Source organism: Rhodococcus sp. AG1013, assembly GCF_003350365.1.
GTDB lineage: Bacteria > Actinomycetota > Actinomycetes > Mycobacteriales > Mycobacteriaceae > Prescottella.
In genome coordinates, this window is sequence record NZ_QQAT01000011.1 from 37,631 (window position 1) to 64,548 (window position 26,918).

The 26,918-nt window shown below is 68.2% G+C and carries 25 protein-coding genes and 1 pseudogene; 11 read left to right on the plus strand and 15 right to left on the minus strand.

The window, feature by feature from the left end; translation table 11 throughout:
* Positions 1-63 precede the first annotated feature (63 nt).
* On the minus strand, positions 64-999 hold the full coding sequence (locus DEU38_RS14950; protein WP_114722200.1) for an IclR family transcriptional regulator: 936 nt from the start codon (positions 997-999) through the stop codon (positions 64-66).
* 93 nt (positions 1,000-1,092) lie between these two features.
* Between DEU38_RS14950 and DEU38_RS14955 the strand changes: the two genes are divergently transcribed.
* The 4 genes from DEU38_RS14955 (at position 1,093) to DEU38_RS14970 (ending at position 5,737) form a co-directional block, all read left to right on the plus strand.
* Complete coding sequence (locus DEU38_RS14955; RefSeq protein WP_114722201.1) at positions 1,093-2,259, plus strand: hypothetical protein; 1,167 nt, start codon at positions 1,093-1,095, stop codon at positions 2,257-2,259.
* A 3-nt stretch (positions 2,260-2,262) separates the two neighbouring features.
* Positions 2,263-3,045 carry an SDR family oxidoreductase gene (locus tag DEU38_RS14960; protein ID WP_114722202.1) on the plus strand — a complete coding sequence of 261 codons (783 nt, stop codon included), beginning with the start codon at positions 2,263-2,265 and terminating at the stop codon, positions 3,043-3,045.
* Positions 3,046-3,067: 22 nt separating this feature from the next.
* Entirely contained in the window at positions 3,068-4,216 is a 1,149-nt protein-coding gene (locus tag DEU38_RS14965) for a sulfotransferase (RefSeq protein WP_114722203.1), read from the plus strand.
* A 117-nt stretch (positions 4,217-4,333) separates the two neighbouring features.
* The gene (locus tag DEU38_RS14970; RefSeq protein WP_114722204.1) at positions 4,334-5,737 is read left to right on the plus strand and encodes an alpha/beta hydrolase domain-containing protein; all 1,404 of its coding nucleotides are present in this window, start codon (positions 4,334-4,336) and stop codon (positions 5,735-5,737) included.
* Here DEU38_RS14970 and DEU38_RS14975 read toward each other — a convergent pair.
* Positions 5,727-6,578: an alpha/beta fold hydrolase gene (locus tag DEU38_RS14975; RefSeq protein WP_114722205.1), complete on the minus strand. Its 852-nt coding sequence runs from the start codon at positions 6,576-6,578 to the stop codon at positions 5,727-5,729. The genes DEU38_RS14970 and DEU38_RS14975 overlap by 11 nt on opposite strands.
* 446 nt (positions 6,579-7,024) lie before the next feature.
* Between DEU38_RS14975 and DEU38_RS14980 the strand changes: the two are divergent.
* Positions 7,025-8,100 (plus strand): annotated as a pseudogene (locus tag DEU38_RS14980) (MFS transporter).
* A gap of 36 nt (positions 8,101-8,136) precedes the next feature.
* Here DEU38_RS14980 and DEU38_RS14985 read toward each other — a convergent pair.
* Genes DEU38_RS14985 through DEU38_RS15010 form a run of 6 tightly spaced genes read right to left on the minus strand, consistent with a single transcriptional unit; the run spans position 8,137 to position 15,082 of the window.
* Positions 8,137-9,384, minus strand: coding sequence for a TerD family protein (locus DEU38_RS14985; protein WP_181818793.1), 1,248 nt, complete (start codon positions 9,382-9,384; stop codon positions 8,137-8,139).
* 38 nt (positions 9,385-9,422) lie between these two features.
* Complete coding sequence (locus tag DEU38_RS14990; RefSeq protein ID WP_114722207.1) at positions 9,423-10,295, minus strand: HAD family hydrolase; 873 nt, start codon at positions 10,293-10,295, stop codon at positions 9,423-9,425.
* On the minus strand, positions 10,292-11,401 hold the full coding sequence (locus tag DEU38_RS14995; RefSeq protein WP_114722208.1) for a cysteine protease StiP family protein: 1,110 nt from the start codon (positions 11,399-11,401) through the stop codon (positions 10,292-10,294). Before DEU38_RS14995 ends, DEU38_RS14990 begins: the two co-directional genes overlap by 4 nt.
* The gene (locus DEU38_RS15000) at positions 11,398-12,705 is read right to left on the minus strand and encodes a phosphoribosyltransferase family protein (protein WP_114722209.1); all 1,308 of its coding nucleotides are present in this window, start codon (positions 12,703-12,705) and stop codon (positions 11,398-11,400) included. Before DEU38_RS15000 ends, DEU38_RS14995 begins: the two co-directional genes overlap by 4 nt.
* Positions 12,702-13,859, minus strand: coding sequence for an HpcH/HpaI aldolase/citrate lyase family protein (locus tag DEU38_RS15005; RefSeq protein ID WP_114722210.1), 1,158 nt, complete (start codon positions 13,857-13,859; stop codon positions 12,702-12,704). Before DEU38_RS15005 ends, DEU38_RS15000 begins: the two co-directional genes overlap by 4 nt.
* A 29-nt stretch (positions 13,860-13,888) precedes the next feature.
* Complete coding sequence (locus DEU38_RS15010; protein ID WP_258557923.1) at positions 13,889-15,082, minus strand: hypothetical protein; 1,194 nt, start codon at positions 15,080-15,082, stop codon at positions 13,889-13,891.
* A gap of 166 nt (positions 15,083-15,248) precedes the next feature.
* Between DEU38_RS15010 and DEU38_RS15015 the strand changes: the two genes are divergently transcribed.
* The 5 genes from DEU38_RS15015 to DEU38_RS29215 all read left to right on the plus strand — a co-directional run bounded on the left by DEU38_RS15015 (position 15,249) and on the right by DEU38_RS29215 (position 18,779).
* A complete protein-coding gene (locus DEU38_RS15015; protein ID WP_114722211.1) occupies positions 15,249-15,824 on the plus strand; it encodes a TerD family protein in 576 nt (191 codons plus the stop codon).
* Positions 15,825-16,015: 191 nt separating this feature from the next.
* Positions 16,016-16,594 carry a TerD family protein gene (locus tag DEU38_RS15020; protein WP_114722312.1) on the plus strand — a complete coding sequence of 193 codons (579 nt, stop codon included), beginning with the start codon at positions 16,016-16,018 and terminating at the stop codon, positions 16,592-16,594.
* A gap of 61 nt (positions 16,595-16,655) precedes the next feature.
* Complete coding sequence (locus DEU38_RS15025; RefSeq protein WP_114722212.1) at positions 16,656-17,774, plus strand: DUF475 domain-containing protein; 1,119 nt, start codon at positions 16,656-16,658, stop codon at positions 17,772-17,774.
* Positions 17,775-17,800: 26 nt separating this feature from the next.
* Positions 17,801-18,484 (plus strand): tellurium resistance protein, encoded by a 684-nt coding sequence (locus DEU38_RS15030; protein WP_114722213.1) that lies wholly within the window; start codon positions 17,801-17,803, stop codon positions 18,482-18,484.
* Positions 18,485-18,650: 166 nt separating this feature from the next.
* Complete coding sequence (locus tag DEU38_RS29215) at positions 18,651-18,779, plus strand: hypothetical protein (protein ID WP_258557924.1); 129 nt, start codon at positions 18,651-18,653, stop codon at positions 18,777-18,779.
* 76 nt (positions 18,780-18,855) lie between these two features.
* On the opposite strand, the gene DEU38_RS15035 is transcribed toward DEU38_RS29215, so the two are convergent.
* A complete protein-coding gene (locus tag DEU38_RS15035; protein ID WP_114722214.1) occupies positions 18,856-19,311 on the minus strand; it encodes a tellurite resistance TerB family protein in 456 nt (151 codons plus the stop codon).
* Between the two features lie 168 nt (positions 19,312-19,479).
* Here DEU38_RS15035 and DEU38_RS15040 point away from each other — a divergent pair, with 168 nt between their 5' ends.
* The gene (locus DEU38_RS15040) at positions 19,480-20,016 is read left to right on the plus strand and encodes a MarR family winged helix-turn-helix transcriptional regulator (protein ID WP_114722215.1); all 537 of its coding nucleotides are present in this window, start codon (positions 19,480-19,482) and stop codon (positions 20,014-20,016) included.
* A gap of 66 nt (positions 20,017-20,082) precedes the next feature.
* Here the strand turns inward: DEU38_RS15040 and DEU38_RS15045 are convergent, their stop codons facing one another.
* The 6 genes from DEU38_RS15045 to DEU38_RS15070 are packed head-to-tail and all read right to left on the minus strand — an operon-like array spanning position 20,083 to position 26,707.
* Positions 20,083-20,859 (minus strand): enoyl-CoA hydratase, encoded by a 777-nt coding sequence (locus tag DEU38_RS15045; RefSeq protein ID WP_114722216.1) that lies wholly within the window; start codon positions 20,857-20,859, stop codon positions 20,083-20,085.
* Entirely contained in the window at positions 20,856-21,767 is a 912-nt protein-coding gene (gene mmsB / locus DEU38_RS15050; protein ID WP_114722217.1) for a 3-hydroxyisobutyrate dehydrogenase, read from the minus strand. The genes DEU38_RS15045 and mmsB overlap by 4 nt, the downstream gene beginning before the upstream one ends.
* Positions 21,764-22,858 (minus strand): enoyl-CoA hydratase/isomerase family protein, encoded by a 1,095-nt coding sequence (locus DEU38_RS15055; RefSeq protein ID WP_114722218.1) that lies wholly within the window; start codon positions 22,856-22,858, stop codon positions 21,764-21,766. Before DEU38_RS15055 ends, mmsB begins: the two co-directional genes overlap by 4 nt.
* A complete protein-coding gene (locus DEU38_RS15060; RefSeq protein ID WP_114722219.1) occupies positions 22,855-24,003 on the minus strand; it encodes an isobutyryl-CoA dehydrogenase in 1,149 nt (382 codons plus the stop codon). Before DEU38_RS15060 ends, DEU38_RS15055 begins: the two co-directional genes overlap by 4 nt.
* Positions 24,004-24,051: 48 nt before the next feature.
* Positions 24,052-25,197, minus strand: a complete 1,146-nt coding sequence (locus DEU38_RS15065) for an acyl-CoA dehydrogenase family protein (protein WP_174909447.1) — start codon at positions 25,195-25,197, stop codon at positions 24,052-24,054.
* Positions 25,198-25,201: 4 nt separating this feature from the next.
* Positions 25,202-26,707: a CoA-acylating methylmalonate-semialdehyde dehydrogenase gene (locus DEU38_RS15070; protein ID WP_114722221.1), complete on the minus strand. Its 1,506-nt coding sequence runs from the start codon at positions 26,705-26,707 to the stop codon at positions 25,202-25,204.
* Positions 26,708-26,918 lie beyond the last annotated feature (211 nt).

Genomic DNA, 26,918 nt, shown 5'->3' on the forward strand with positions numbered 1-26,918 from the left:
CCCGCGCCGTGGCCGAATGTCACATCGGTTCAGTCAGACCGAACGCATGTGACATTCGGCCGGTCAGGGGCGGACGGGACACCGACCGCCGACCTCCGCAGTCACGGCATCCGCGGCCGCCACGAGCGCCGCACCACGCCGTGCGATCTCCGCGCCACTGATCGCCCCACCCACGTCGAGCGTCAGCACGAGCGCCTGGTGGCCGTCCGCGTCGTAGACCGGCGCGGCGATCAGGCTCACCGGATACTCGACGTCGACCTCGGTCTCGCTGTGCAGATAGACACGCTCACCGAGGCTCGACACCATCTCGCCGATCAGCTCGCGAAGCTCCGTCGGTAGATCCCGACCGGCGACGCCCGCCATGAGCGAGAAGAGCTTGCGCCCGACCGGGGTGAGCCGCTCGACGAGGTAGCCGACCCGGCGGCAGTCGTCGACGACCCGCTGCAGGAGGTCACGGTCGAGGACGACCGGCAGCGCCGGCTCCCGCCGCAACCAGGCCTCGAGATCGTCGTCGCCGTCCCAGATCACGTACATGAGTCCGACCGGCGGGGCGAACGGATACGCCTGCCCCACCCGGGCCGCCGTGCGCCCCAGGGTGACCCCCGGTGGGTTGACGGTCTCGAGAATCATGACCTGGTCACCCACCACCGCAGACGCCGTACACACCGCACCGAACTCGGCGGCGATCTTGTCGAGTTGGGCACGCGCGATCGGCCCGATGGCGAATCCGCGCTGCGCGGCGCGTCCAGCGGCGATGAGCGCAGGACCGAGGCCGTACGTCTTCGACGCCAGATCACGGGTGAGGTATCCGCCGGACACCAATTCGGAGAGGATGCCGAGGCAGGTCGGCTTGCTGATCGCCAGCGTGCGCGCGAGTTCGGACAGCCCGAATCGCTGCTCCTCCCGAGCGACGAGGAAGTCGAGGATCTGGACGACCCGCGCCGTCGGCGGAGAACGGCGTCCACCGGACTCGGCGGGCTCGGCGACCCCTGCAGTCATTGACCACTCCTTGAAACACGTTCTATCGTCTGACGCATCGCATGTTCTACCACCCAGGTACATATTTGTACCACCGGATAGAAGGAGCAAGGTGTGCTGACGGATCCACTCGCCGAGGCCATGGCCGAGGCCGAGAAACTGGTCGAGAGCGCCCCCCATATTCGGTCGGAGCAGGACCTACTGGAGGGGATGCAGTACCTCGCCGGCGGAATCCTCGCGACCGTCCACGCGGCTTGGGCCACCGAGAAGACTCATCCGACCTTCATCCAGGGCACCGGGCCGTACACGAAGATGGGCCTCGACAATCCCGACACCCTGTACTTCGGGGCACGGATCAACGACGACGCCGAGTACATCGTGACCGGAACCCGCGGCACCACCGCCGACCTGAGCTTCCAGGTGCTCAGCGGCAACTACACCAACGCGAACGTGCCGGGCAGCGAGATCGCCTTCGACGACCGGGAACTCCACATCGAGGACGACGGGACGTTCGTCGCCACGTTCGGGCCGAGTCCGGCGGACGGGCGACGGAACCACTTCACGCTTGGACCGGGCTCGAGCCAGCTGGTGGTCCGCGAGGTCTACAGCGACTGGAGCCAGCAGCGCGGCACCATCCGGATCGAACGCGCCGACCGGATCGGTGTCCCGGTGCCGCCGCTCACGAAGGAAGAGACCGAGAAGCGGTTCGCGCGCGCAGGCAAGGCACTGGTCACCCGCGTCAAGACGTGGCTGCAGTTCCCGCAGTGGTTCTACGACAACCTGCCGGTCAACACGATGACCGCACCGCGGCTCACCCCGGGCGGCCTGGCCACGCAATACTCCTCGGTGGGCCACTACGAACTCGCCGACGACGAGGCGATGATCATCACGGTGCCGAAATCCGATGCGCCGTACCAGGGTTTCCAGCTGGGCAGCCTGTGGTACATCTCGCTCGACTACATCGATCACCAGACGTCGCTGAACAACACCCAGGCGCAGGTCGATCCGGACGGAATGATCCGGATGGTCCTGAGCGAGCACAACCCGGGCGTGACCAACTGGCTCGAGGCCCTCGGCCATCCGCGCGGCTACCTGCAGTTCCGGTGGCAGCGGACGTCGCGGGAGTTCACGCCCGAGGACGGCCCGACCGTCGAGGTGGTCAAGCTCGACGAGATCGCCGCGAAACTGCCGTTCCACGAACACAACAAGATCACGCCGGAGGACTTCGCCGCCCGCATCGCGGCGCGCCAGTCTGCCGTCGCCGACAGAATGCTGGGGTAGGACATGACAAATCTGTTGCAGGACAAGGTAATCGTCATCTCGGGCGTGGGACCGGCGCTGGGCCGCACCCTCGCGCTGCGTTGCGCCGAGGCCGGCGCCGATCTGGTGCTGGCCGCGCGCACCCAGTCGCGACTCGACGAGGTGGCCAAGGAGGTCACCGATCTGGGCCGACGCGCGGTGACGGTGTCGACCGACATCACCGACGACGCCTCGGCCGCCCACCTGCTGGCCGCCACCACCGACGCCTTCGGCCGGGTCGACGGCCTGATCAACAACGCCTTCACGGTGCCGTCGATGAAGCCGTTCGGCCGCACCGACTTCCAGCACATCCGCGACGCGATCGAGCTGACCGTGCTCGGTGCGCTCCGCCTGACGCAGCTGTTCACCCCGGCTCTGGCCGAGTCCAAGGGTGCGGTCGTGAACGTGAACTCGATGGTGCTGCGGCACTCGCAGGAGCGCTACGGCAGCTACAAGCTCGCCAAGTCGGCGCTGCTCGCGATGTCGCAGTCGCTCGCCACCGAACTGGGACCGCAGGGCATCCGCGTGAACTCCGTCGCGCCCGGCTACATCTGGGGTGACACGCTCAAGAAGTTCTTCGAGCACCAGGCCGAGAAGTTCGGCATCACGGTGGACCAGGTCTACGAGCACACCGCGGCGAACAGCGACCTCAAGCGCCTGCCGACCACCGACGAGGTCGCCAACGCCGTGATCTTCCTGGCCTCACCGATGGCCAGCGCGATCACGGGCCAGTGCCTCGACGTCAACTGCGGCGAGTTCCACCACTAGAGCCGGCTTCTGAAGGAGCACCATGACTGAACGCACGACCGTCGGCACCGTCGAGGACCTGCACGCGTCCGCGACCAGGATGACCGGCCTCACCGACTTCGGCGTCGACGACTACACCGAGGCTCTCGGCGTACTGCTCGACTCGTACGCCCGCGACGAGGACCTGACGCCGTTCGGCAGCAAGATCTCTCGCGTCTTCCTCCGCGGCGCGCTGGTGGCGAGGCTGCTGAGCGAGGCGGCCTGGAAGCAGTTCCCCGAATACGCCGACGTGCAGATCGAGCGTCCGATCTTCGTCACCGGCCTCCCCCGCACCGGCACCACCGCACTGCACCGCCTCCTGACCGTCGACCCCGCGCATCAGGGTCTGGAGATGTGGCTGACGGAGATGCCGCAGCCGCGGCCGCCGCGCGACACGTGGGACTCCAATCCGGTGTTCCAGGCGATCGAACAGCAGTTCAGCCAGCACCACGTGGATCACCCCGAGTTCATGGGCGTGCACTACATGTCGGCCGGCGAGGTCGAGGAGTGCTGGCAGCTGCTGCGTCAGACCTTCAAGTCGGTGTCGTACGAGTGCCTGGCGAACCTGCCGACGTACTCGACATGGCTGCAGGGCCAGGACTGGACCAACGCCTACGCCCGACACAAGAAGAACCTCCAGCTCATCGGCCTGCCGGACCGCGACCGGCGGTGGGTCCTCAAGAACCCGAGCCACCTGTTCGCGCTCGACGAGTTGATGGCGGTGTACCCGGACGCGCTGATCGTCCAGACCCACCGTCCGCCGAGCACCATCATCCCGTCGATGTGCAGCCTCGCCGAGCACGCCACCGAGGGCTGGTCCAACACGTTCCGCGGCGAGGTGATCGGCCGCGGCCAGCTGGACCTGTGGGCGCGCGGGCTCGAGGACTTCACGGCGGCGCGGGCCAAGTACGACCCGGCCCAGTTCATCGACGTCGACTACCGCGACTTCGTCGCGGACCCGCTGGGGACGGTCGAGAAGATCTATTCCCAGTTCTCGATCCCGATGTCCGACCAGGCACATCGCGAGATGGAAGACATGCATTCCGAGAGCCACTCCGGCAACCGCAAACCGGCCCACCGGTACACGCTCGAGGAGTACGGGCTCACCGCCGAGGAGGTCGACGAGCGGTTCGGGGACTACGCCGGGGGCTGAACCGAGAAAGAGTCCCACCCAGCGAGACCCCAGTGTGATCGTCGCCACACCGACGCGTTAGGTTTCACGCGTGGGGGCTGCAACGGCGCAGTCCCCTGTCAGAGAGGCTCGATCCGAATGTTCCTGCACGCAAGACGATTCGACACCGACCGCGACCGACTGCCCGACGGGATGCACAGTTCCCCCGGGACTGCGACCTCCGTCGACCTGGCGGCGGCCGGTTACACCGAGCAGGAGTTCTTCCTCAGCGGCACCGCCACGGCGTACCGCGAGGACGGGGCGTGGGAATCCGACGGACGGTGGGCGGTCACCGAGGCCGGGCAGGCCCCGTACCGGACGCGGTTGCTGGTGCGGGCGCCGAAGGATCCGAGCCGTTTCAACGGCACCGTCGTCGTCGAGTGGCTCAACGTCAGCGGCAACGTCGATGTGGACGTCGACTTCGGCTACATGCACTCCGAGTTGCTGCAGGGCTACGCGTGGGTGGGTGTCTCCGCTCAGGCGGCCGGCGTCAACAGCACCGGCGGCAGCCCGCTCGGACCCAACGTCGTCGGGCTCAAGGCGTGGGATCCGCAGCGCTACGGACCGCTGCACCACCCGGGCGACGCCTACTCGTACGACATCTTCTCCCAGGCCGGGGCGGCACTGCGCGCACCGCGCGGTGCCGCCCCGCTCGCCGGACTGGTGGTGGAGAACCTGATTGCGACCGGCCAGTCGCAATCCGGATTCCGGATGCTCACGTACGCCAACGCGATCCATCCGCACGCACGGGTCTTCGACGGTCTCTTCGTCCACAGCCGCGCCGGGTTCGGGGCTCCGCTCGGCTCCGGATCCGGTGTCGCGGCGCTCGACGGGCCGGACGGCCCGACGGTGGTCGCGCCCGCCCGGGTGCGAACGGACCTCGACATCCCGGTGTTCCAGGTCCTCACCGAAACCGAACTGTTCGAACTGGGCGGGGGACCCGGCCCCAAGTCGTTCGTCGCCGCCCGCCAACCGGACACCGACCGCCTCCGGACGTGGGAGATCGCGGGCACCGCGCACTCCGACGCGCACGCCCTGCGAATCCTCTACCCGCAGTACACCGCCCAGTTCGGGCAGATCCGGGATCTGGGCACCATGTTCGGGATCGTCAACGACGGCCCTCAGGCACAGGTCGTGTCGGCCGCGCTGCGTGCCCTGCGCACCTGGGTCACGGACGGTACCGCGCCGGCATCCGCCGAGCCCATCGAGACCACCGGCTCCGGCATCGTCCGCGACCGCTTCGGCAACGCCCGCGGCGGCGTGCGCACGCCGGCCGTCGAGGCCCCGGTCGCGGCGCTGACCGGAGAGACGGTTCGGGTGCCGAACAACGGCGCGACCGTGCCGCTCGACGCCGAGACGCTGACCGCGCTGTACCCGGACCAGGACACCTACGTCTCCCGGGTCTCCCAGGCCACCGATCGCGCGGTCGCGGCCGGCTTCCTGCGATTCGAGGACGGTCGAACCCTGGTCGCTGCCGCCCGCAGCACCTACGTCAGGAGCTGACCGGCGGCTGCCCGAGGTGGGCGCCGAGGAGGGCGTCGACGCGCTCCGGCGCCTCCTCCGGGATCCAGTGGCTGACTCCGCGGAGGATCTCGAACGTGTACGGCGCGTCGACGAACCGCTCCGTCCCACGCGCGCCTGCCTCCCCGACTGCAATGTCCCCGTCGCTCCACACATACAGGGTGGGGACACGCACCCTGGCCGACGTCGCACCGGGAGTGGTGAGCATCATCGCGCGATACCAGTTCAGTCCCCCGCGGGCTCGGCCACGATCATGCATCGCCGCGAGATCGCGGTCGGCCGCCGCCGCGGTCATCCCGCTCGCGAGGAGGTGACGTCGCACGAATTCTCCTGCCGCGAACGCCCGTTCGGGCAGGAGCGGCAGCTGGAACGCAAGCATGTACCACGACATCCCGATCTGGCGGCTCGTCATCAGCGCCCGCGCGAAGGCAGCAGGATGCGGCGCCGACAGGGCGGTGAGGGTCCGGACCAGGTCCGGACGACGGGCGGCGAGCGTCCAGGCGACGGCCGCACCCCAGTCGTGCCCCACCACGTGTACCGGACCGAGCCCGGACTGTTCGACGAGCGCGACGGTGTCCGCCGCGAGTTCGGAGAGCCGATAGGCCCACCGAGCGCGGGGCCGGGCCCCCGGCGAGCAGCCGCGCTGATCGACGGCAAGGGTCCGGAAGCCGCGCGCGTGCAGCAGCGGCGCCAACTTGTCCCACGACCGGGAATCCTGCGGGAATCCGTGCAGCAGCACCACCGGCTCACCGCCGATCGGGCCCCCGTCAAGCACGTCGAACGTCAGCCCGTCCCGCCCGTACGACGCGACCCGCCCCGTCATGCCCGAACCCCCTCACGTCGGCGTGCGCCATCTCACGCTATCGACGCCCCCTCGGCCCGTCAACGACCCGCCAATTGGACAAACGTCCAGTAGTTTGGTTCGAGTTCACCCATATCCGACATTCGCCTGCTAACTTCTAGACCCAGTGGCGTCGGGCCACATCCACCAGCTCACTCAGAGGACTAAACATGGGTTCCTTCTCCACGCTCAGCGCCGTCATCGACCTCGTCAAGACCATCATGCCGCTGATCCAGCAGCTCAGCTCGCTGAGCTGATCATCGCCACCACGTGAGGGCCGGGTTCCCCAGGGAGCCCGGCCCTTGCGGCATCCACGCACGGAAGGCCGGACGCCGAATCCGCGCGCACGGCGTGCCATCGTGCGTCCGGGTTTCCATCCCGCGGGAGCGCGCTCGCGTGACCGGGCGCACATCCGCCATCGTCTGTGCATGACCGCCGACGACACGCTACGAACAACGCCCGGAACCGATCCGGACGCCGCTCGCGCCGCCACGAACGAGACGCGGGGACCGCGAACCGGCACGATCGTGGCACTCGGCTCCATGACGGCCCTGGGCCCCTTCACGATCGACATGTATCTGCCGGCACTGCCGGAGCCTCGGCACTGGACTCCACGCCGTCTGGCGCGCAGCTCACCATCACCGGAACGTTGATCGGTCTGGCACTGGGCCAGCTCGTGGTGGGTCCACTGTCGGACAGCCTGGGCCGCAAGCGTCCCCTGGTCGCGGGGATCGCCCTCCATATCGTCAGTTCGCTCCTCGCGCTGTTCGCCACCGGCATCGCGATGCTCGGCGCCCTGCGCGTGTTCCAGGGCATGGGCGCCGCGGCCGCGGCGGTCGTCACGATGGCGATGGTCCGCGACCTGTTCTCCGACAAGGCCGTAGCCGTCGTGATGTCCCGACTGATGTTGATCCTCGGTGTCGCGCCCGTGATCGCCCCCGGTGTCGGTGGCGCGCTGCTGGTGGCGTTGACGCCCGTGTCGAGTGTCGTGATGGCCTCGCTCTTCGCCTACGTCTCCGGGGCGTCCTTCGTGTACCAGGACCAGTTCGGACTCGACCAGCAACAGTTCGCGCTCGTCTTCAGCGCGGGCGCCTTCTCGATGATCGGCGCCACCCAGGTCAACGTCCGACTGCTGCGCCGTTGGTCTCCGCTGCAGATCGTGCGGGCGTCGCTCACCGCCGCGCTGGCCTTCGGGCTGGTCGCGATCGTGGTCGCGCACTTCGAATTCGGCGGGCTCGCCGGGTTGGTCGCCGCCCTGTGGATCATGCTCGCCGCCATCTGCTTCGTGCTGCCGAACGCCCCTGCGCTCGCGCTGTCCCGGCACGGTGAGGCCGCCGGAAGTGCTGCGGCCCTGCTCGGCTCGATGCAGTACGCGGTCGGCGCGCTGGTCGCTCCGGCCGTGGGCCTGCTCGGCAACACCAGCGTGGCACTCGTGCTCAGCATGACCGCGTGCGTCGCGCTCGCCCTGGCCGTGATGATCGGGACTGCACGCCGGCAGCCGTGACACGCGCCGATCACGCGCGCCCGGCCGCCCGCGTCGTCAGTCGTTCAGGAAGCGGCCGAGGTGCGGAATGGCCTTGCTCGCGGTCTTCGCGTCGAAGCCCTCGCCGATCGCCTGCAGCTTCCACTCACCGCCCTGCCGGTAGACCTTCGCCATCGCGACAGCGGTGAAGGGCATTCCGCCCTGCAGCGTGAACCGCGCGAGTTCGGTCCCCTGTGGTGCGTCGACCAGGCGGCAGAAGGCGTTGGCGATCTGCTCGAAGGTCTGTCCCCGGAACGACGTGACGATGAAGACGATGGTGGTGACCGTGGGATCGACGCGGGTGAGATCCACGGTGATCACCTCGTCGTCGCCGGCGCCGTCCCCGGTGAGGTTGTCTCCGGAATGCACGACGGCCCGGTCGTCGGACTGGAGCGCGCCGTAGAACACGATGTCGGAGACCTTGGTCCCGGCGAACATCACGGCCGAGGCGTCCAGGTCGATGCTGGACGACGACCGCGACCCGAACAGTCCTCGGCTGCTGACGGGATCCCAGCCCAGCCCCATCCGGACCTGGGTCAGCGCCACCCCGCCGTCCTTACGGAGGGTGACCTTCTGCCCCTTGCTGAGGTTCACCCGCTTCTTCTTGGTGAGGCTGACCTCGGGCGCCTGCGGCGCTGCCGGGGCCGGTGGCGGCGCCGCATGCGTGCCGGCGGTGCCGCCGTTGGTGGACTGATGCGCGGGTGCCGCGGGCGGCACCATCGTGGGGGCCGCGCCGGTCACCGCGGGCGTGGGAGCAGGCGCGTCGTCGACGGACACTCCGTGATCAGTGACCAGTGCCGCGAATCCGCCGGCGTATCCCTGGCCGACGGCACGCACCTTCCACGAGCCCTGGCGGCGGTACAGTTCGAGCGCGATCACGATCGACTCGGTGTCCAGACCGTCGATGCGGTACTCGTACAACACGTTTCCGGAAGCATCGGAGAGTCGCGCGGTCGGCGGCGCCGAGCGACCGAAGCTGCTCGCGGCGTCGTCGAGGGTGATGACCGCTCGCACCTGCTCCACGTCGGCCGGGATCGCCGACAGCGACACCGCCAGTTCCGCGGCCTGCCCGGGGGCACCGGGCTGCAGGCGCACGCCCGGCCCGGTGGGCTGGTTGAAGAACACGAAGTCGCTGTCGGAGCGGACCTTTCCCTCCGCGGTGACCAGCAGCGCGGACAGGTCCGCCGCCGCGGTGAGGACGATCGAGACGACGACATCGTTCACGGACAGGGCGGCGTTCTGACCCTTGGTGAGCTCTTGGGGCACGGCGATCATCCTCTTCTGGTGGACGGTACGGGTCTCGGTCAGGTGTGCGGGGCGGTGGCGGTCGACGCGCTCGGGCCGGCCGGTCGAGCGGTCCCGGCGTGACGGAGGAACCAGCGCAGGATCTCCTCCCCCGCAGCGATTCCGCGTCCGGCCGTGACGGTCAGGTGCGGGTGCTGCCAGTCCAGCGCGTCGAGTTCGCCGTGCCGGGGCCGGATCGCGGCGTCGGCGGCGGCGAGCATGTCGGCATCGAGCGCGCCGTCCCCGGCCGCGAGCGTCATCGAATCCGCGGCGATGGAGCCGTCGGCGATCAGACGTCGGCGAACCTCGGCCACCGCGGCACTCTTCGACACCGCGTTCGGCATCGTGTAGATCTTGCGGCCCTGTCGGGAGACGTTCCAGCCGCGCGCGGCGCACCACGCACCCCACTCGGCGAGGAAGCTGTCCGGCAACACCGCGAGATCGACCACGAGATAACAGAAGAGCTGGTCGGCGACGCGGCAGTTGCTGACCCAGTCGTCGCTGATCCGCGACCGCAGTGCGGCGGTGACCTCGTCGAGCTCTGCACCCGCGCGCTGCGTGGCTTCGTCGATGCCGCTCCGCCACCGCGGATCCGGGATCCCGTCGACGAGGATGTTGCCGCCGTTGCTGGTGATGGCGTACCGCCACGGGCCGCCGGGCAGGGTGATGCGGCGGAACTGCTCGATCGTGCGGGTCGTGGTCGGAACCAGCACCGCAGCCCGCGCCACGGCCTGCAGGAGCGTCGCCCCGGTCTCGGTGACGAACGACAGCGGTGCGCCGTCGTAGTGCTCGACGCAGCGCAGGTCGGAGTCGGTGGCCGTCGGGTCCAGGCCCATCGCGGCCCGCGAATAGATCATCGTCCGATCGAGGTCGGTGGCGACGAGAACGGTCATGTCACATCCTTGATCAGGCCCATGCAGGAGTACGCGAGGTCGGGCACGACCTCGACCGGGACGCCCCGGGCATCCGCGAGCAGACGGATGTGGGCGTGTTCGGGCGCATCGAGATCCCGCACCAGTACCTTCCACGGGACGCGGCGCAGCAGCACCCGGGTGGTCTCTCCCACGCCGGGCTTGACGTAGTTGATCGTCGAGATGTCGTACCGCGCGCGGATCTCCTCGACCGAGGCCCAGCCCGCCCAGGTCGGCGTGCGGTCGCCGGATCGGATGGCGGCGACGTCGCCCTCGACGGTCGCCTGCACGTCGGGGAAGCAGGCGCCGATCGTGTCGAGCAGATCGTTGGAGACGTCGGCGGCGGCGAGTTCGCGGTAGAACTTGGCGCCGTGGAACTCGCCGGGCGCGATCAGTGCGTCGTTGAGGACGGTGCGCGACACGAGTCCGGAGACTGTCGAATTGAGGCACGCCGACGCGATGAGGAAGTCGTCCCGGGTGCCGTAGGTGCGCGCACACGAGCCCGGATCGGCCAGGACCGCGAGGTCGGGATCGAACACCGCCCCGCCCGACGCGGCATAGGCCGCCAGCGCCGCGTCGAGCTCCCGCGTGATCGCACCCTTGCCGGTCCAGCCGTCGACGAACACGACGGACGCCGGATCATAATGGGCGGCAAGGTAGTCCAGCGCCGCAGTGTCGATCCCGCGATCCCGGACGATCGACACTGCGTAGTGCGGCAGGTCGAGCCCGTGCATGCACATCGCCCACCGGCGCATCAGGATCCCGATCGGGGTCCCGGCACGTGCGAGGGAGACGAGCGTGATGTCGTGGCCCCGCTCCTCGAGAATGAGTTCGGTGACCACACCCACCGCCCGGGCCAGGCGCTCGGCACTCTCGACGAGGACCTTGTCGAAGAGCTCCCGGTACTGCGCGTCCGGCTGGTACTCGATGGGCAGCGATTCGGCGTAGTGCGCGCGGCCCGACTGGATGCGCCGCTCACGTTCGGCGACATCGGCCTCGAGATCCACCCCGGACAGGTCCTTGAGCAACCAGCGGACGTCGGTCGCCGGGTACGAGCCGAAGTCGGGGCCGGTCAACGGCGCGGTCACGCCGGATCCTGTCGCATGCGGGCGAGGTGCCGAGGGTCGGCAGCCGGGACCACCGCGAGCAGGACGTCGTTGCCCGCCGCGGTCAGCACGTCGAGGAGCCCTCCTCCGACGTGAAGCCGGTCGGTGTCGGCGGGAGAATCCGCGACGACGATCAGCAGCGGACGCACCGCCGGATCGTCGGGCCAATGGGCGTTGTAGAGATACCGCGCCGCGGTGTCGTCCCCTTCGGGCGCGACGAAGGTGTATCCGCGGCGCAGCGGGTACCCGGGCTCGTCGAGCACGTACGCCGGTGAGCGCGTGGTGGTCTGGAACCGGACCTCACGACCGCTCGCGCCGAGCGCGGCCGCCAGTCGCAGTGGCAGGTACATCAGCTCTTCGTGACCGACGACGACGGCCGGGCGCTCGGGGTCGACACGGGTGGCCAACTCCCTCGCGGCCGCCGTGATCGCCGCGTCGAAGTCGTCGGCGTCGGCGTGCAGAAATCCGTGCCGTCCACCGTCGGGTACCCCCGCCGGCCACGGCAACTCGATGCGCTCGACCGTGCCGCGGTCACCGGAGATCGGGTTGAGAACCGGGTCCGGCAGGGCGACGACCCGATCGATCAGCCCCTCGGGGAGGACGGTGCGCCCGCTCGCGAGGCTCACGAAGTCGATGGTGACCCCGAGATCGGCTGCGGCAGCCTCTGTCTGGTCACGGTGGCGTCCGGTCCGCATGTCGACCAGCGACGCGACGATGTAGCGACCTCGCGGATGATGCGCGTGCAGCGCACGAATGGCGTCGACAGCCGTTGCACCGGTGGAGATCTCGTCGTCGACGAGGATCATCGGACAGTCGTCCGCCAGCAGATCCGGCGACGTGGGTTGCAGGAGATGGCTCGTCGCGTGGGAGTGCCCCTCCTCGAACCCGGCGAAGGTCCGGGCCCCGGGCACGTCGCGCCGGGTCGAATGCAGATAGCAGCGGGCTCGCATCCGGGTGGCGACGCAGTGCCCGAGACCGGTCGCCGTCTCGGCGAATCCGAGGACGGTGACATCGACTTCGGATTCGCGTTCGGCGGGGACCCCCAGCGCCGCGAGCACCAGGTCACCGAGCCGGTCACCGGCCGCGATGACGACGTCGGGCGCGGTCGGCAGATGCTTGCCGAGGACCGTCGACACCAGCAGGTGCGCGCGACGCGGATTGCGACGCAGTCCCGGCTCGACGAGCTGCGGGACGGTGTAGCCGGCGTCCGAATCGACGTGGTCGAGCGCGAGCCCGAACTCACGCGTCGCCCACGACTCGACGACCGGCGCCCCCGGAGCCGTCACCGCGTCACCAGCGCGGTCAACAGGTCGACGAACGTCACGCCCTTGTTGGTGACCCCGAACACCCGGGCACGGCGCAGTGTCGCCTCGGCCCAGTTCCGGTGTGGGCGAACCTCGTTCATCTTGTTCCTGTATCCCGACGCTTGTACACCACCGACCGCCTCGCTGCCGAGGATGTCGAGTGCGTCGTGGTATTCCTCGTGCGTGACCGCGGACAGCGCATGGACCGCCGCCACGTGGGACGGGTGGATGACGGTCTTGCCCTGGATGCCGTTCGCCCGATCCAGGGCGATCTCGCGCAACAGCCCGTCGAGGTCGCGACTGACGAGCTGCTGGCGGAAGAGCACCGCGTCGTGTTCGGCGAACGGGGTGGCCCGGAGCATCGGCCGGAACATTCGCTCGTGGTCGGCGAAGTACTCCCACACCGGGCCGGTGATGACGAAGCCCGTCCCGTCCGCGCGGCCCAGGTAGTTCACGACGTCGGCGATCACGTCGACGACCACTCGGACGTCGTAGATGGTGAGGTCCCGGTCCCGGCGGATCCCGAACGTGCTGCACATGTCGGTCGCGCCGAGTCTGACCGCGAGGACGCGGTCGCGGTGTCGCTCGAGCAGTTCACCGACCGCATGCAACTCGGCGTCGCGGCTCTGCCGGTGCACCAACTCCGGCGACTCGAGTACCGGCATCGCGTACAGGTGCTTGCCGAGCCGGTCGGACGCGTCCGCGATCTCGTCGAGGAACGCGCCGCTAGCACTGGTGAACTTCGGAACGACGAACCCGGTCAGCGCGACGACGCCGGTGGTGATTGCGTCGGTGATCGCCCGGATACCGTCCGGCGTCCGGACCCGCACGAACAGCAGCATGTTCGCCGCCACGGTCCCGGCGAGCTCGTCCAGCGCCGCAACTGCATTGGCCATGCCCGCTTCGACCTCGTCGTCCGCGACGGCGTCCTCGAGATCGAGCACCATCGAGCAGACGCCCTCGCTGCCGCGACGCAGGATCGTCGCGGTGAGGTCGTCACGCGTGGCCGGCACGTACAGCGTCGCACCGAGCGCGACGGCCAGCAGATCCCGGTCCGCGCTGTCGTCGAACGCCTCGGTCGGATGCAGGAACAGCGTCTCGGCGGCCGCCGCGTCGAGTTGATGGAAATGCCTCATCGCGCACGACTCGGTTGTAGTCCCCCATGTCATGGTGTGGCGCTCTGCCCTCTCATGCGTTGCACAATTCCAGCGACGAAACTCGACACGGCGTCGAGCTCGGTGATGTAGGCCCAGTAGTCCGGATGTGTCCCGGCCAGGCGGTCGACGGCGCGTTCGATCCGGTCCACCTGAGCGTCCAGTGCTGAACCCCACTCAACGGCAAGCCCCGAATTGACCGCGAGCAACTGGGCGTCTCGAAGCCGAAAGCGTACGGCATCGACCTTCGCCCGCGGGTCGGTGCGTACGTCGCGCAGGAGCCGGAGCCGATCGGTGACAGCGTCGACGAGGCCCTCCGCATCCACCAGCGTTGCACGCACTCTCGCGGTCAGCTCCGACGCGAGGTCGGGGTCGCCCGCGGCGAGCGCAGCCTGGGCCTCGGCGAACAGCACCTCGGACTGCTCGATGAGGCGCACGCTCTCGCGATCGTTGCCGACCAGGTCGTCCGAACTCGCGGCGTTGAACTCGCGGAGGATCGACGAGTACGCGGGGCCGAGGTCCGCGGCCCGGTTCCGTACCGCGGCGATCCGGGTCGTCACCGACGACAGCGCATTCCGCGCCTGGCGCTCCCGGTCCGGTGCGGCCGCCAACGCGGATCCCAGCTCGGCCACCGCGTCGTTGAGGCGCGCGGCCGCGTCGCGGACCCGACGGATGTCGTCCTGCGCACCCGCGCCGGCCAGCAGGAGCGAGGCCTCGTCGATGGCGGCGACCCCGGCCCGGACCGAGGAGTAGCCCGCGTACGGGCCCACCGCACTCCGGCACGCGGCATCGGCGGCGGACTGCGCCTCGACGGCGATCCGTGGAATTGCGTCGAGCAACGACGCAGCATGCTCGAGATGCGCACGGTGGGAGCCGTAGAACTCGTCCACGAGGTGGGCCGCGTCGATCAGCGCCCGGGTGGTCGCGTCGAGGTCGGTTACGGTGGCCCGTCCGCTGTCGGCATCGTCACATGTCGCCACGTACCGACTGCCGACCTCGTAACAACCGTCGCGCACCGACTGCCACTGCCGGTGGATCCCTTTGTCCGGATAGAGCCGATTCGATGCCGCAACCGACGACTCGGCGATACGCTGGCGGCCGTCCAGGTCGAGGAACGCGGCGGTCATGGTTTCGCGGGCACGACGCATCGCCTCGTCCTCGTCGCGGGACTCTCCGAAGAACCGTCCCGACCATCTACCGGCCACCGCTGCATCGTACTGGTTTGCCCGCATTCGCGACCTGGCGACCTGCGCCGTAACGCGATGTCATGTCGAACGATTATGGTGTTGCTGCACGATCGCTGTAACACGACATATCGGGCACGTGGCCGAAGGTTAGTGCCTGATTCCACACCACCGAAAGGACTCCTCGATGGGTGTCAGCTTGACCAAGGGCGGAAACGTCTCCCTCACGAAAGAGGCGCCGAACCTCACGGCGGTTGCAGTCGGTCTCGGCTGGGACGTGCGCAGCACCACCGGCACGGATTTCGATCTCGACGCGAGCGCGATCGGCGCGGGCGCCGACAAGAAGGTAATCTCCGACCAGCACTTCATCTTCTTCAACAACCTGCGCTCGCCCGACGGCTCGATCGAGCACGCCGGCGACAACACCACGGGTGCGGGCGACGGCGACGACGAGGTCATCAACGTCGATCTCGCGGCCGTTCCGGCGAACATCGAGAGCATCTTCTTCCCGGTCTCGATCTACGATGCCGACACCCGCGCACAGTCGTTCGGCCAGGTCCGCAACGCCTACATCCGCGTCGTCGACCGCGCGAACGGCAACGAGCTGGCCCGCTACGACCTGTCCGAGGACGCCTCGACCGAGACCGCGATGGTCTTCGGCGAGCTGTACCGCCACGGCGCCGAGTGGAAGTTCCGCGCGGTCGGCCAAGGCTACGCCTCCGGCCTGGCCGGCATCGCCCGCGACTACGGCGTCAACGTCTAGTCGTTCCGGCACGTTCCACCGATTCATCTGAGCGTGTGGCCGCGCGATCCGAACTACGATCCCGCGGCCACACGCGCCAGGAACCTCCGACGCTGCACGGGACCGGCAACGTTGCACGACAACAGTTCCCGATTCCCGTGGGCGTCCGCTTTCCCGTGTCCGAGATCCGCTGTCAACAGAGGAAACAGACCATGAGCGTCACGCTCACCAAGGGGGGCAACGTCTCCCTCTCGAAGCAGACCGACAACCTCACCACAGTCGCTGTCGGCCTCGGCTGGGACGAACGGGCCACCACCGGAGTCGCCTACGACCTCGACGCCTCGGCTCTACTGACCGGCGCGACCGGAAAGGTCCTCTCCGACCAGCATTTCGTCTTCTACAACAATCTGCGATCGCCCGACGGTTCGGTCGAGCACACCGGAGACAACCTCACGGGTGACGGCGACGGCGACGACGAGGTCATCAACGTCGACTTGATCGCCCTGCCCGCCGACGTGACCAACATCTTCTTCCCGGTGTCGATCCACGAGGCCGATGCGCGCGGTCAGTCCTTCGGCCAGGTCCGCAACGCCTACATCCGCGTCGTCGATCGCAACACCGGAATCGAGCTCGCCCGCTACGACCTGTCCGAGGACGCGTCCACCGAGACCGCGATGGTCTTCGGCGAGGTCTACCGCCGCGGTGCCGAGTGGAAGTTCCGCGCCGTCGGGCAGGGCTACGCCTCCGGCCTGGCCGGCATCGCCCGCGACTACGGCGTGAACCTCGGCTGACCGAGTTACCCAACTCTGACGTCGGCCGTCCAGGTCGGCGACCCTACAGAACGGCCGCACAATGGTTCTCCGCATTTTCGGCGTCTCTTTAGTCGTCACTGTGCTCTCTCTCATCGTGGCTGGGATCTACGGCGGCCCCGAGGCCGTCTTCCTGGTCGCGATCCTGTCCATCCTCGAGATCTCCCTGTCCTTCGACAACGCCGTGATCAACGCCACCGTCCTGCAGCGGATGAGTGAGTTCTGGCAGAAGATCTTCCTCACGGTCGGCATCGTGATCGCGGTGTTCGGCATGCGACTGGTCTTCCCGCTGGTGATCGTCTGGGTCGCCTCCGGCCTGGGCCCGGTCGAGGCGATGCGCCTCGCTCTCAATCCGCCGGCCGACGGGGCGTCGCACTTCCCGGACGGCAGCGCGAGCTACGAGACGATCCTCACCGATGCGCATCCTCAGATCGCCGCGTTCGGTGGCATGTTCCTGCTGATGCTGTTCCTGAACTTCATCTTCGAATCGCGCGAGATCACCTGGCTCAGCTGGCTCGAGCGCCCGCTGGCCAAGATCGGCAAACTCGATCAGCTCGAGGTCGTCGTCGCCGGCGCCCTACTGCTGGCGACCGCGTTCCTGTTCGCCGACGACGACAACCGCGGCACCATCATGGTGGCCGGTGTGGCCGGCCTGATCCTCTACATCGTCGTCAACGGCCTGGGCGAGTTGTTCAACCTGCCGGAGGAGGGCGAGGAGGCCGAACCGTCACGTGGTCCGTCCAACCTGGCGAAGGCCACCGGTAAGGCCGGCTTCTTCCTGTTCCTCTACCTCGAGGTTCTCGACGCGTCGTTCTCGTTCGACGGTGTGATCGGCGCCTTCGCGATCACCGCGGATCCGATCATCATCGCCCTGGGCCTCGGTTTCGTCGGCGCCATGTTCGTCCGCTCGATCACCGTGTTCCTCGTCCGCAAGGGCACGCTCTCGGAGTACGTCTACCTCGAGCACGGCGCGCACTGGGCCATCGGCGCCCTCGCGGTGATCCTGCTCGTGTCGATCGGCGTGCACGTCAACGAGCTGATCACGGGCCTCGTCGGCATCCTCCTCATCGGGGCCGCGTTCATCTCCAGCCTCGTCCGTAACCGCAAGGCCGGCAAGGACGGCGACGCTGTCGCCGAGCGCACTCCCGCCTCAGTCGGCTGACCCGACCCGAACCGAAGGAGCCACAGATGGCCATCGACTACACCCGCCGCCCCAGCACTCCCCCGGCCGGCGCGACGCCGCAGGGCGGTGTGAACCTCAGCAAGATCAGCCTGACCAAGAGTGCACCGTCGGTCAGCCTCACGAAGGCCGGTGAGCGCCAGGGCAAGATGCGCGTGAACCTCAACTGGTCGCAGGGCGGTGAGCCCCAGAAGAAGGGCTTCTTCGCCAAGCTGACCGGAGGCGGTGGCGGGGTCGACCTCGACCTGGGCTGCCTCTACGAGCTGACTGACGGATCCAAGGGCGTCATCCAGGCGCTGGGCAACAGCTTCGGTGCGCTCGACACCGCACCTTTCGTCCAACTCGACGGCGACGACCGGAGCGGTGCCGTCTCCGGCGGCGAGAACATGCACGTCAACCTGGACCGGCCGGAGATGTTCCGGCGGGTGCTGATCTTCGCGATGATCTACCAGGGTGCCCCCAACTGGGCGGCCGTCGACGGCGTCGTGACGCTGTTCCCGACGGTGGGTCCGCAGGTCGAGGTCCGCCTCGACTCGGCCGACAACAATGCCCGCATCTGCGCGATCGCGATGCTCGAGAACAACGGCAACGGCATCACGGTCAACCGTCTGGTCAACTACATCAACGGCAGCCAGTCCGACCTGGACGCCGCCTACGGGTGGGGTATGCAGTGGCAGGCAGGCCGTAAGTAGTTCCACCCTTCGCCGAACAGGAGCGGCAGCGCACGTGGCAATCCACGTGCGCTGCCGCTCCTGTAGTTCGTCCGGGCCGATGCCGACAGCGATCTCACTCTCCACGAGTGAGGACGCTCGCCCCCTGCCTCCACTAGCGTTCCCCGTACCGACGGGAGGACAGAGCATGTTCGAGTTCGTACAGCAGGCCCACCACGACGTCCGGCAGCTACGTGGGCCTCGACATCACCACCACCGCCACCTCGGCACCAGTCGACGACGGGCGCTGCTGCGCGCCCGGCTCGAACACCACTGAGCGTCCCGCCCGGCGCAGAGCAATGCCCCCGGCGTTCACGGACCTGTCGAACGCCGAGGGCACGAAATCTGCAGGATCAGAGCTCGAACTCGGACGGATCGATGCCGACCGCGAAGCAGGCCTCCTTGACGGCAGCCTTCTCGTGCTGGTCGAAGTTGCCGTCCGCGCCACCGATGATGATGCCGATCTGGATGACCGCGCGCGCCTGCTCCGGCTTGGACTTCAGCTTGCCGATCGTCGCGGTGGCCTCGACCTTGCCGAAGTCGAAGTCTCCGGCCAGCTTGTCGCAGTACCAGTCGAACTTCTCACGCAGTTCGGAGGAGTCGAACACCTGCAGCGACTGGTTGTTCATGATGAGCGCTGCCGTCTTCTGACGCTCGGACGGATCGATGCTGCCGTCGGCGGCCGCGATCAGCGCGCACATCGCCATGGAGCCGTTCGCGAATTCCTTGTTCTTGAACTGCGCGGTCTTCGTCTGAAGCTGTCCGCTCATTTCCTGGGTCTTCGACTTGAGCTGATCCCAAAATCCCATGAGATTCCTCCTCGTTCACGCTCTGTATCCGCAGTACACCGGTCCGAGCCAGCCTAGCCGAATCAGACAGATCGGATACCGCCGCCGTCTGCCCCCAGAGCACGTCCGAGCGCGTTTCGGGGAGGGACAGCGGTCGATTCGCCCGGCGCAGCATGGGATGATCGACGCATGCCGTCACCGTCACCACTGCCGCTGGATCCGATCGAGGAAGCGCACCGCCAGTGGACGCAGCACGGCTGGGGCGCAGTGGCCGACGGCATGGCGGCCGTGACGTCGCTGATGCGGGCTCAGCAGATCATGATGGCGCGCGTCGAGAAGGCACTGAAACCGTTCGGGCTCACGTTCTCCCGCTACGAACTACTCACGCTGCTGACGTTCACCCGCTCGGGCGCCCTGCCGATGGCGAAGGCCAGTGCCCGCCTGCAGGTCCACCCGACGAGTGTCACCAACGCCGTGGACCGCCTCGAGGACGCGGGTCTGGTCCGGCGGGTGCCGCACCCGACCGACCGGCGTGCCACGCTCGTCGAGATCTCCGACGAGGGGCGCGACCTCGCGCTGCGGGCGACCGAGGCGCTCAACGCGCAGGTGTTCGCCGAACCCGGACTCGCCCCCGAGCAGTTGGATTCATTGATCCGCGTCCTCACCGAACTGCGCTATCAGGCAGGCGATTTCGACACCGGCGATCAGCCGGGCAAGTGGCACTGAGATAACACCGAACGCGCATCGGCCCCGTATCGACGAGCGATACGGGGCCGATGCGCGTTGCGGTACTCAGTGGTGCCCGAAGTTGGGATCCCGCTTCTCGGTGAAGGCGGCCATGCCTTCCTTCTGATCCTGGGTTGCGAACGCCGAGTGGAACACCCGCCGCTCGAAGCGCACGCCCTCGGACAGCGTCGATTCGAATGCGCGGTTGACGGATTCCTTGACCATCATCGCGATCGGCAGCGACATGTCGGCGATCTTCGACGCCGTGGCGATGGCCTCGTCCATGAGGTCGACCGCCGGAACCACCCGCGCGACCAGACCGGCCCGCTCGGCCTCCTCGGCGTCAATCGTCCGCCCGGTGAGGCACAGGTCCATCGCCTTCGCCTTCCCGACGGCCCGCGTGAGTCGCTGCGAGCCACCGATACCCGGGAGGACACCCAGCTTGATCTCGGGCTGACCGAACTTCGCCGAATCCGCGGCGAGCAGCACGTCGCACATCATCGCGAGCTCACAGCCGCCCCCGAGCGCATAGCCGGCGACGGCGGCGACGATGGGCTTGCGGGCCGCGGCCAGCCGGTCCCACGCCGAGAACCAGTCGTCGAGGTACATCTCCATGAACGACTTGCTCTGCATCTCCTTGATGTCGGCGCCGGCCGCGAACGCGCGATCCGAGCCGGTGATCAGGATGGCGCCGATACCGCGGTCGCGCTCGAAGTCGTCGACGGCGGCCACCACCTCCGACATCAACTGCGCGTTCAGCGCATTGAGCGCCTCGGGACGGTTGAGCGTGATCATGCCCACCCGCCCCGTGCGTCCGACCAGAATGGTCTCGTAGTCCGTCATCGAGTGCCTCCGTTCGACCTGTCCCTGATGTCCCTGATGATCGCCGAGAAGTCCTCGCCGCCGTGTCCGGTCTCGTGGAACCGCCGGTACAGCTCGGCCGCGCGCATGCCGAGCTCGGCATCGACACCGTTGGCGCGCAACGCGTTCGATGCCAGACCGAGATCCTTGTCCATGAGCGCCGCCGCGAACCCCGGCTGGTAGTCGTTGTTCGCCGGGCTCGTCGGCACCGGTCCCGGGACCGGGCAGTTGGTGGTGAGTGCCCAGCACTGCCCCGACGCGTTGGATGCGACGTCGAACAGTGCCTGGTTGCTCAGGCCCAGCTTCTCGCCCAGCACGAACGCCTCGCTGATCGCGATCATCGAGACGCCGAGGATCATGTTGTTGCAGATCTTCGCCGCCTGGCCGACGCCCGGACCGCCGCAGTGGACCACCTTGCGGCCCATCACCTCGAGCAGCGGGCTCGCCGCCTCGAAGTCCTCGTCGGCGCCGCCGACCATGAACGCGAGGGTGCCCGCGCTCGCGCCCATGACACCGCCCGACACCGGAGCGTCGACGCTGCGGTGTCCGGCCAGCTCGGCCAGCTCGTGGGCCGCGCGGGCGTCGGCGACGTCGATCGTGGAGCAGTCCACGAACAGCGTGCCCGGCCGCGCTGCCGCCAGCAGCCCACCCTCGTACAGGTCCAGCACGTGCTTGCCGCTGGGCAGCATCGTGATGACGACATCGGCGTCGGTGGCCGCGGCGTGCGCCGACGGGGCGACGGTCACGCCGTCTCGGCGGGCCTGATCGAGCGCGGCCTCGGCGAGATCGAACCCGTTGACGCGGTAGCCCGCCGTCGCCAGGTTCGCGGCCATCGGACCGCCCATGTGGCCTAGTCCGACGAACCCTACGGTGACATCGGTACTGCTCATCGCTGTTCCTCCCCACTCACGAGTGCCGCGGTCAGGCCCAGTTCGGCCTCGCCGAGCGACTCGAAGAATTGATCCACGTGTTCGTCGGTGACCGCCTCGAGGGTCGACGGCGACCATGCGGGGTTACGGTCCTTCTCTACCACCTGCGCCCGGATGCCCTCCACCAGATCGTGGGATCCGAGGCACGCCAACGACACCCGGTACTCCTGATCCAGCACGGCCTCGAGGTTGTCGAGCTCACGCGCGCGCCGCAGCGCCCGCAACGTCACCTTCGCCGCGGTCGGCGACTTCGCGAGGATCTGGTCGGCGGCGGCCTCGGCCTCCGGGATGCCGCTGGAGCGCAGGTTCGCGACGATCTCCTCGACGGTGTCGGCCGCGTAGGCCGCGTCGATCCAATCCTGCCGGGCCGCCAGGTCCGACGCCGGCGCAGGCTCTGCGAACTCGGCGAGCGCCGACTCCACGGATCCGCCGACGAGTGCCTCCTCGAGGGCGGCGATCCGGTCGGACGGGACGAAGTGGTCGGCGAAGCCGCAGTGGATCGCGTCGCCCGCCGTCAAACGCGCCGTGGTGAGCGCGATATGCGTCCCGAGTTCACCTGGCGCCCGCGACAGCAGGTAGGTGCCACCGACGTCGGGCACGAATCCGATGCCCACCTCCGGCATCCCGATCATCGACCGCTCGGTCACGACCCGGACGTTGCCGTGCGCCGAGACGCCGACGCCGCCGCCCATGACGATGCCGTCCATGATCGCGACGTACGGCTTGCCGTAGCGGGCGATCGCGGCGTTGAGCACGTACTCGTCCCGCCAGAAGTCCCGTGAGCCGTTACCGCCCTCGCGGGCATCGTGGTAGATCGAGACGATGTCGCCGCCCGCGCACAGGCCACGCTCGCCGGCGCCCCGCAGCAGCACCGCGCGGACCGCGTCGTCGTCCGACCATTCGAGCAGCGCGGCGGCCATCTGCCGCACCATGGCGTGGTTCAGTGCGTTGATCGCCTTGGGCCGGTTGAGTGTGATCCGCCCGAGGTCGCCGAACCGGTCGACAATGACCTCGCGGACCTCGGCGTCGTCGCTTCCGAGAGATTCACTCACGCCGGGCCCGCCGATCCGACGACCGAGCGGGCCACCACGATCCGCATGATCTCGTTGGTCCCCTCCAGGATCTGATGCACCCGCAGGTCACGCACGATCTTCTCCAATCCGTATTCCGCCAGATAGCCGTAGCCGCCGTGCAGCTGCAGCGCCTTGTTCGCGACGTCGAACCCGGTGTCGGTGGCGAACCGCTTGGCCATCGCGCACAGCTCCACCTTGTCCGCGGTGTCCGCGTCGAGCGCGTCCGCGGCCCGCCACAGCAGGGTGCGTGCGGCCTCGAGCTCGATCCGCATGTCGGCCAACTGGAACTGCAGCGCCTGCGACTCGATCAGCGCCGACCCGAACGCCTTGCGCTCCGCGAGGTACGCGACCGCCTTGTCGAGCGCGGCCTGGGCCCCGCCGACCGAGCACGCGGCGATGTTGAGCCGGCCGCCGTTGAGCCCCTTCATCGCGATCCGGAAGCCCTCGCCCTCGCCACCGAGCAGGTTCGCCGCCGGCACCCGCACCTCGTCGAGGATCACCTGACGGGTGGGCTGCGCGTTCCAGCCCATCTTCTTCTCGTTGGCGCCGAACGACAGTCCGGGCGCATCCTTCGGCACGATGAACGCCGAGATGCCGCGGGCACCGACCGACCCGGTCCGCGCCATGACGACGTAGACATCGGAGGTGCCGGCCCCGGAGATGAACTGCTTGACGCCGGTGAGGACGTAGTCGTCGCCGTCGCGAACGGCCTTGGTGCTCAGGGCCGCCGCGTCGGATCCGGCGCCCGGCTCGGTGAGGCAGTAGCTGCCCAACTGCTCCATCGACGCCAGTCCCGGCACCCAGCGGCGCCGCTGCTCGTCGTCGCCGAACTCGTCGATCATCCACGTCACCATGTTGTGGATGGAGATGTACGCGGCGATCGACGGGCATCCCGTCGCGAGCTGCTCGAAGATGCGGACGCCGTCGAGTCGGGTCAGGCCGGAGCCGCCCACGTCCTCGCGGATGTAGATGCCGCCCATGCCGAGCGCGCCGGCCTTGCGCAGCACGTCCACCGGGAAGTGCTTGGTCTGGTCCCATTCGATCGCGTTGGGCGCCAGGTACTCCGCGGCGAAGTCGCGCGCGGTGTCGCTGATGGCGCGCTCGTCGTCGGAAAGTCTGAACATTGCCTTCGCTCCTAGTTCGTCGTCAGGATCACGCTGTGGCCGCCGTCGTCAGAGAGATTTCGCAATGATCCCCTTCATGACCTCGTTGGCACCCGCGTAGATCTTCTGCACCCGTGCGTCCTCGTACATGCGGGCAACGAGGTACTCGCGCATGTACCCGTAACCACCGTGCAGCTGCACGCAGCGGTCGACGACCTCGCACTGTTTGTCGGTGAGCCAGTACTTCGCCATGGCCGCTTCCGCCGCGTCGAGGTCTCCCCGCAGGTGTTCCCGGATGCAGTGGTCGAGGAACACCTCGCACGTTCGTGCAATCGTCTGGCACTCGGCGAGTTCGAACGCCGTGTTCTGGAACTCGAACAGGCTGTGGCCGAACGCCTGCCGGGACTTGACGTAGGCGACGGTTTCCTCGACGGCCCGGTTCATGGCACCCGACGCCTGGGCCGCGATGATCAACCGTTCCTGGACGAGTTGCGCGACGAGCTGACCGAAGCCTCGGCCCTCCTCACCCAACCGGTTCGAAACGGGAACCCTCACATCGACGAAGGACAGTTCGGAGGTGTCCGCGGCGTGCTGCCCCACCTTGTCGAGCACCCGCCCCACCGTGAATCCGGGGCAGTCCCGCAGGTCGACGATCAACAACGAGATTCCCCGGGCGCCGGCCTTGGGGTCGGTCTTGACCGCCAGGACGATCATGTCGGCCGAAGAACCGTTGGTGATGAACGTCTTGGAACCGTTGACGACGTAGTGGTCGCCGTCCCTGACGGCCGTCGTCCGGATGGCCTTGAGGTCGGACCCTGCTCCCGGTTCGGTCATCCCGATGGCGCCGAGGATCTCCCCGGACGCCATGCCGGGCAGCCAGGTCCGCTTCTGCTCCTCCGTGCCGTACTCGTTGATGTAGTGCGCGACGATTCCGCTGTGTACGGAGACCCCGAACGCCAGGTCACCCGCATAGCCCTGCGCCTCGAACACCGCGAGATCGTGCGCGAACGTACCTCCGCCGCCACCGTATTCCTCGGGAATCGAGCAGCAGAGCAGTCCGAGCTTGCCGGCTGTGTGCCAGACGTCGCGATCGATGCGGCGCTGCGCCTCCCACTTCTCGTTGTTGGCGACGACCTCGCGTTCGAAGAATCCGGCCGCAAGTTCGGAGAGCGCCCTGACCTCGTCGTCGTGCCAGCTCGGCACGTACTTCTTCACCGCGTCAGTCCATCGTGGGGATGACGAAGTGGTCCGCATGCTCCTTGACACCGGAGGGCCAGCGCTGCGTGACCGTCTTGGTCTTGGTGTAGAAGCGGATCGAGTCCGGACCGTGCTGGTTGAGGTCGCCGAATCCGGACCGCTTCCAGCCGCCGAACGTGTGGTAGGCGATCGGCACGGGGATCGGGACGTTGACGCCGACCATGCCGGTGTCGACCCGGGCGCAGAAGTCGCGGGCGGTGTCACCGTCGCGGGTGAAGATCGCGACGCCGTTGCCGTACTCGTGCTCGCTCGGCAGGCGCAGCGCCTCCTCGTAGTCGTGCGCGCGCACCACCTGCAGGACGGGTCCGAAGATCTCCTCCTTGTAGATCCGCATCTCCGGGGTGACGCGGTCGAACAGCGTTGCGCCGGCGAAGAATCCGTCCTCGTGGCCGTCGAGCGTGAAGCCGCGGCCGTCGACCACCAGCTCGGCGCCCTCGTCGACACCGATCTGCACGTAGTTGTTCACCCGGGCCAGGGCGTCGGCGCCGACGAGCGGGCCGAAGTCGGCGTTCTCGTCGTCGGAGGTGCCGATCCTCAGCTTGCCGACCCGCTCGGTGAGCTTCGCGACGAGAGCGTCGGCGGTCTCCTCACCGACCGGCACCGCGACCGAGATGGCCATGCAGCGCTCACCGGCGGAGCCGTAGCCGGCGCCGACGAGGGCGTCCGCGACCTGGTCGAGGTCGGCGTCGGGCATCACGATCGCGTGGTTCTTGGCGCCGCCGAAGCACTGCGCGCGCTTGCCGTGCGCCGCCGCGGTCTCGTAGATGTACTGCGCGATCGGGGTGGAGCCGACGAAGCCGAGGGCCTTGACCCGCGGATCGGTGAGCAGCACGTCGACCGCGCCCTTGTCACCGTTGACGACGTTGAAGACGCCCGGCGGCAGGCCCGCCTCGAGGAACAGCTCGGCCAGCCGCAGCGGCACCGACGGGTCCCGCTCGGACGGCTTGAGGATGAACGCATTGCCGCACGCGAGAGCGGGCGCGGCCTTCCACAGCGGGATCATCGCGGGGAAGTTGAACGGCGTGATGCCGGCGACCACGCCGAGGGGCTGACGCATCGAGAACACGTCGATGCCGCTACCGGCGCTCTCGGTGTACTCGCCCTTGAGCAGGTGCGGGATACCGACGGCGAACTCGACCACCTCGAGGCCGCGCTGGATGTCGCCCTTCGCGTCGGCGATGGTCTTGCCGTGCTCGGAGGACAGCAGTCGCGCGAGCGGCTCCATCTCCTCCTGGATCAGCTGCAGGAACCGCATCAGGACACGGGCGCGGCGCTGCGGATTCCATGCCGCCCACTCCCGCTGCGCATCAACTGCATTCGCGATCACGGCCTCGGTCTCGGCCTTGTCGGCAAGCGGCACGCGCGCCTGCACCTGCCCCGTGTTGGGGTCGTACACGTCGGCGAATTGGCCGGACGTTCCGGGGGTGCGCTTGCCGCCGATGAAATGGGAGAGCTCTCGAACGCTCATTGTCCGAACCCGTCCTTTGCTGGTCGCTGCGGGGAGGCGAAGGAGACACACGTCACCTTCAACATTCTTCGCTGATCCTATAGTTGGAAGTCCATGTAAGTCCAGGGTTTGATCCCGACAATTGCCCGAACCGCAGCTCAGGGGGTCAAAGGTGGGTGAGAATGACGATCCGTACGCCTGCCTCACGCCGTTGTCTGCAGGATGGAGATCA

Coding starts and splice junctions, on each gene's coding strand:
- DEU38_RS14950 (WP_114722200.1), bottom strand. CDS start 999: ATGACTGCAGGGGTCGCCGAGCCCGCCGAGTCCGGTGGACGCCGTTCT.
- DEU38_RS14960 (WP_114722202.1), top strand. CDS start 2,263: ATGACAAATCTGTTGCAGGACAAGGTAATCGTCATCTCGGGCGTGGGA.
- DEU38_RS14965 (WP_114722203.1), top strand. CDS start 3,068: ATGACTGAACGCACGACCGTCGGCACCGTCGAGGACCTGCACGCGTCC.
- DEU38_RS14970 (WP_114722204.1), top strand. CDS start 4,334: ATGTTCCTGCACGCAAGACGATTCGACACCGACCGCGACCGACTGCCC.
- DEU38_RS14975 (WP_114722205.1), bottom strand. CDS start 6,578: ATGACGGGGCGGGTCGCGTCGTACGGGCGGGACGGGCTGACGTTCGAC.
- DEU38_RS14990 (WP_114722207.1), bottom strand. CDS start 10,295: ATGACCGTTCTCGTCGCCACCGACCTCGATCGGACGATGATCTATTCG.
- DEU38_RS15005 (WP_114722210.1), bottom strand. CDS start 13,859: ATGAGGCATTTCCATCAACTCGACGCGGCGGCCGCCGAGACGCTGTTC.
- DEU38_RS15015 (WP_114722211.1), top strand. CDS start 15,249: ATGGGTGTCAGCTTGACCAAGGGCGGAAACGTCTCCCTCACGAAAGAG.
- DEU38_RS15020 (WP_114722312.1), top strand. CDS start 16,016: ATGAGCGTCACGCTCACCAAGGGGGGCAACGTCTCCCTCTCGAAGCAG.
- DEU38_RS15025 (WP_114722212.1), top strand. CDS start 16,656: ATGGTTCTCCGCATTTTCGGCGTCTCTTTAGTCGTCACTGTGCTCTCT.
- DEU38_RS15030 (WP_114722213.1), top strand. CDS start 17,801: ATGGCCATCGACTACACCCGCCGCCCCAGCACTCCCCCGGCCGGCGCG.
- DEU38_RS29215 (WP_258557924.1), top strand. CDS start 18,651: ATGTTCGAGTTCGTACAGCAGGCCCACCACGACGTCCGGCAGCTACGT.
- DEU38_RS15035 (WP_114722214.1), bottom strand. CDS start 19,311: ATGGGATTTTGGGATCAGCTCAAGTCGAAGACCCAGGAAATGAGCGGA.
- DEU38_RS15040 (WP_114722215.1), top strand. CDS start 19,480: ATGCCGTCACCGTCACCACTGCCGCTGGATCCGATCGAGGAAGCGCAC.
- DEU38_RS15045 (WP_114722216.1), bottom strand. CDS start 20,859: ATGACGGACTACGAGACCATTCTGGTCGGACGCACGGGGCGGGTGGGC.
- mmsB (WP_114722217.1), bottom strand. CDS start 21,767: ATGAGCAGTACCGATGTCACCGTAGGGTTCGTCGGACTAGGCCACATG.
- DEU38_RS15060 (WP_114722219.1), bottom strand. CDS start 24,003: ATGTTCAGACTTTCCGACGACGAGCGCGCCATCAGCGACACCGCGCGC.
- DEU38_RS15070 (WP_114722221.1), bottom strand. CDS start 26,707: ATGAGCGTTCGAGAGCTCTCCCATTTCATCGGCGGCAAGCGCACCCCC.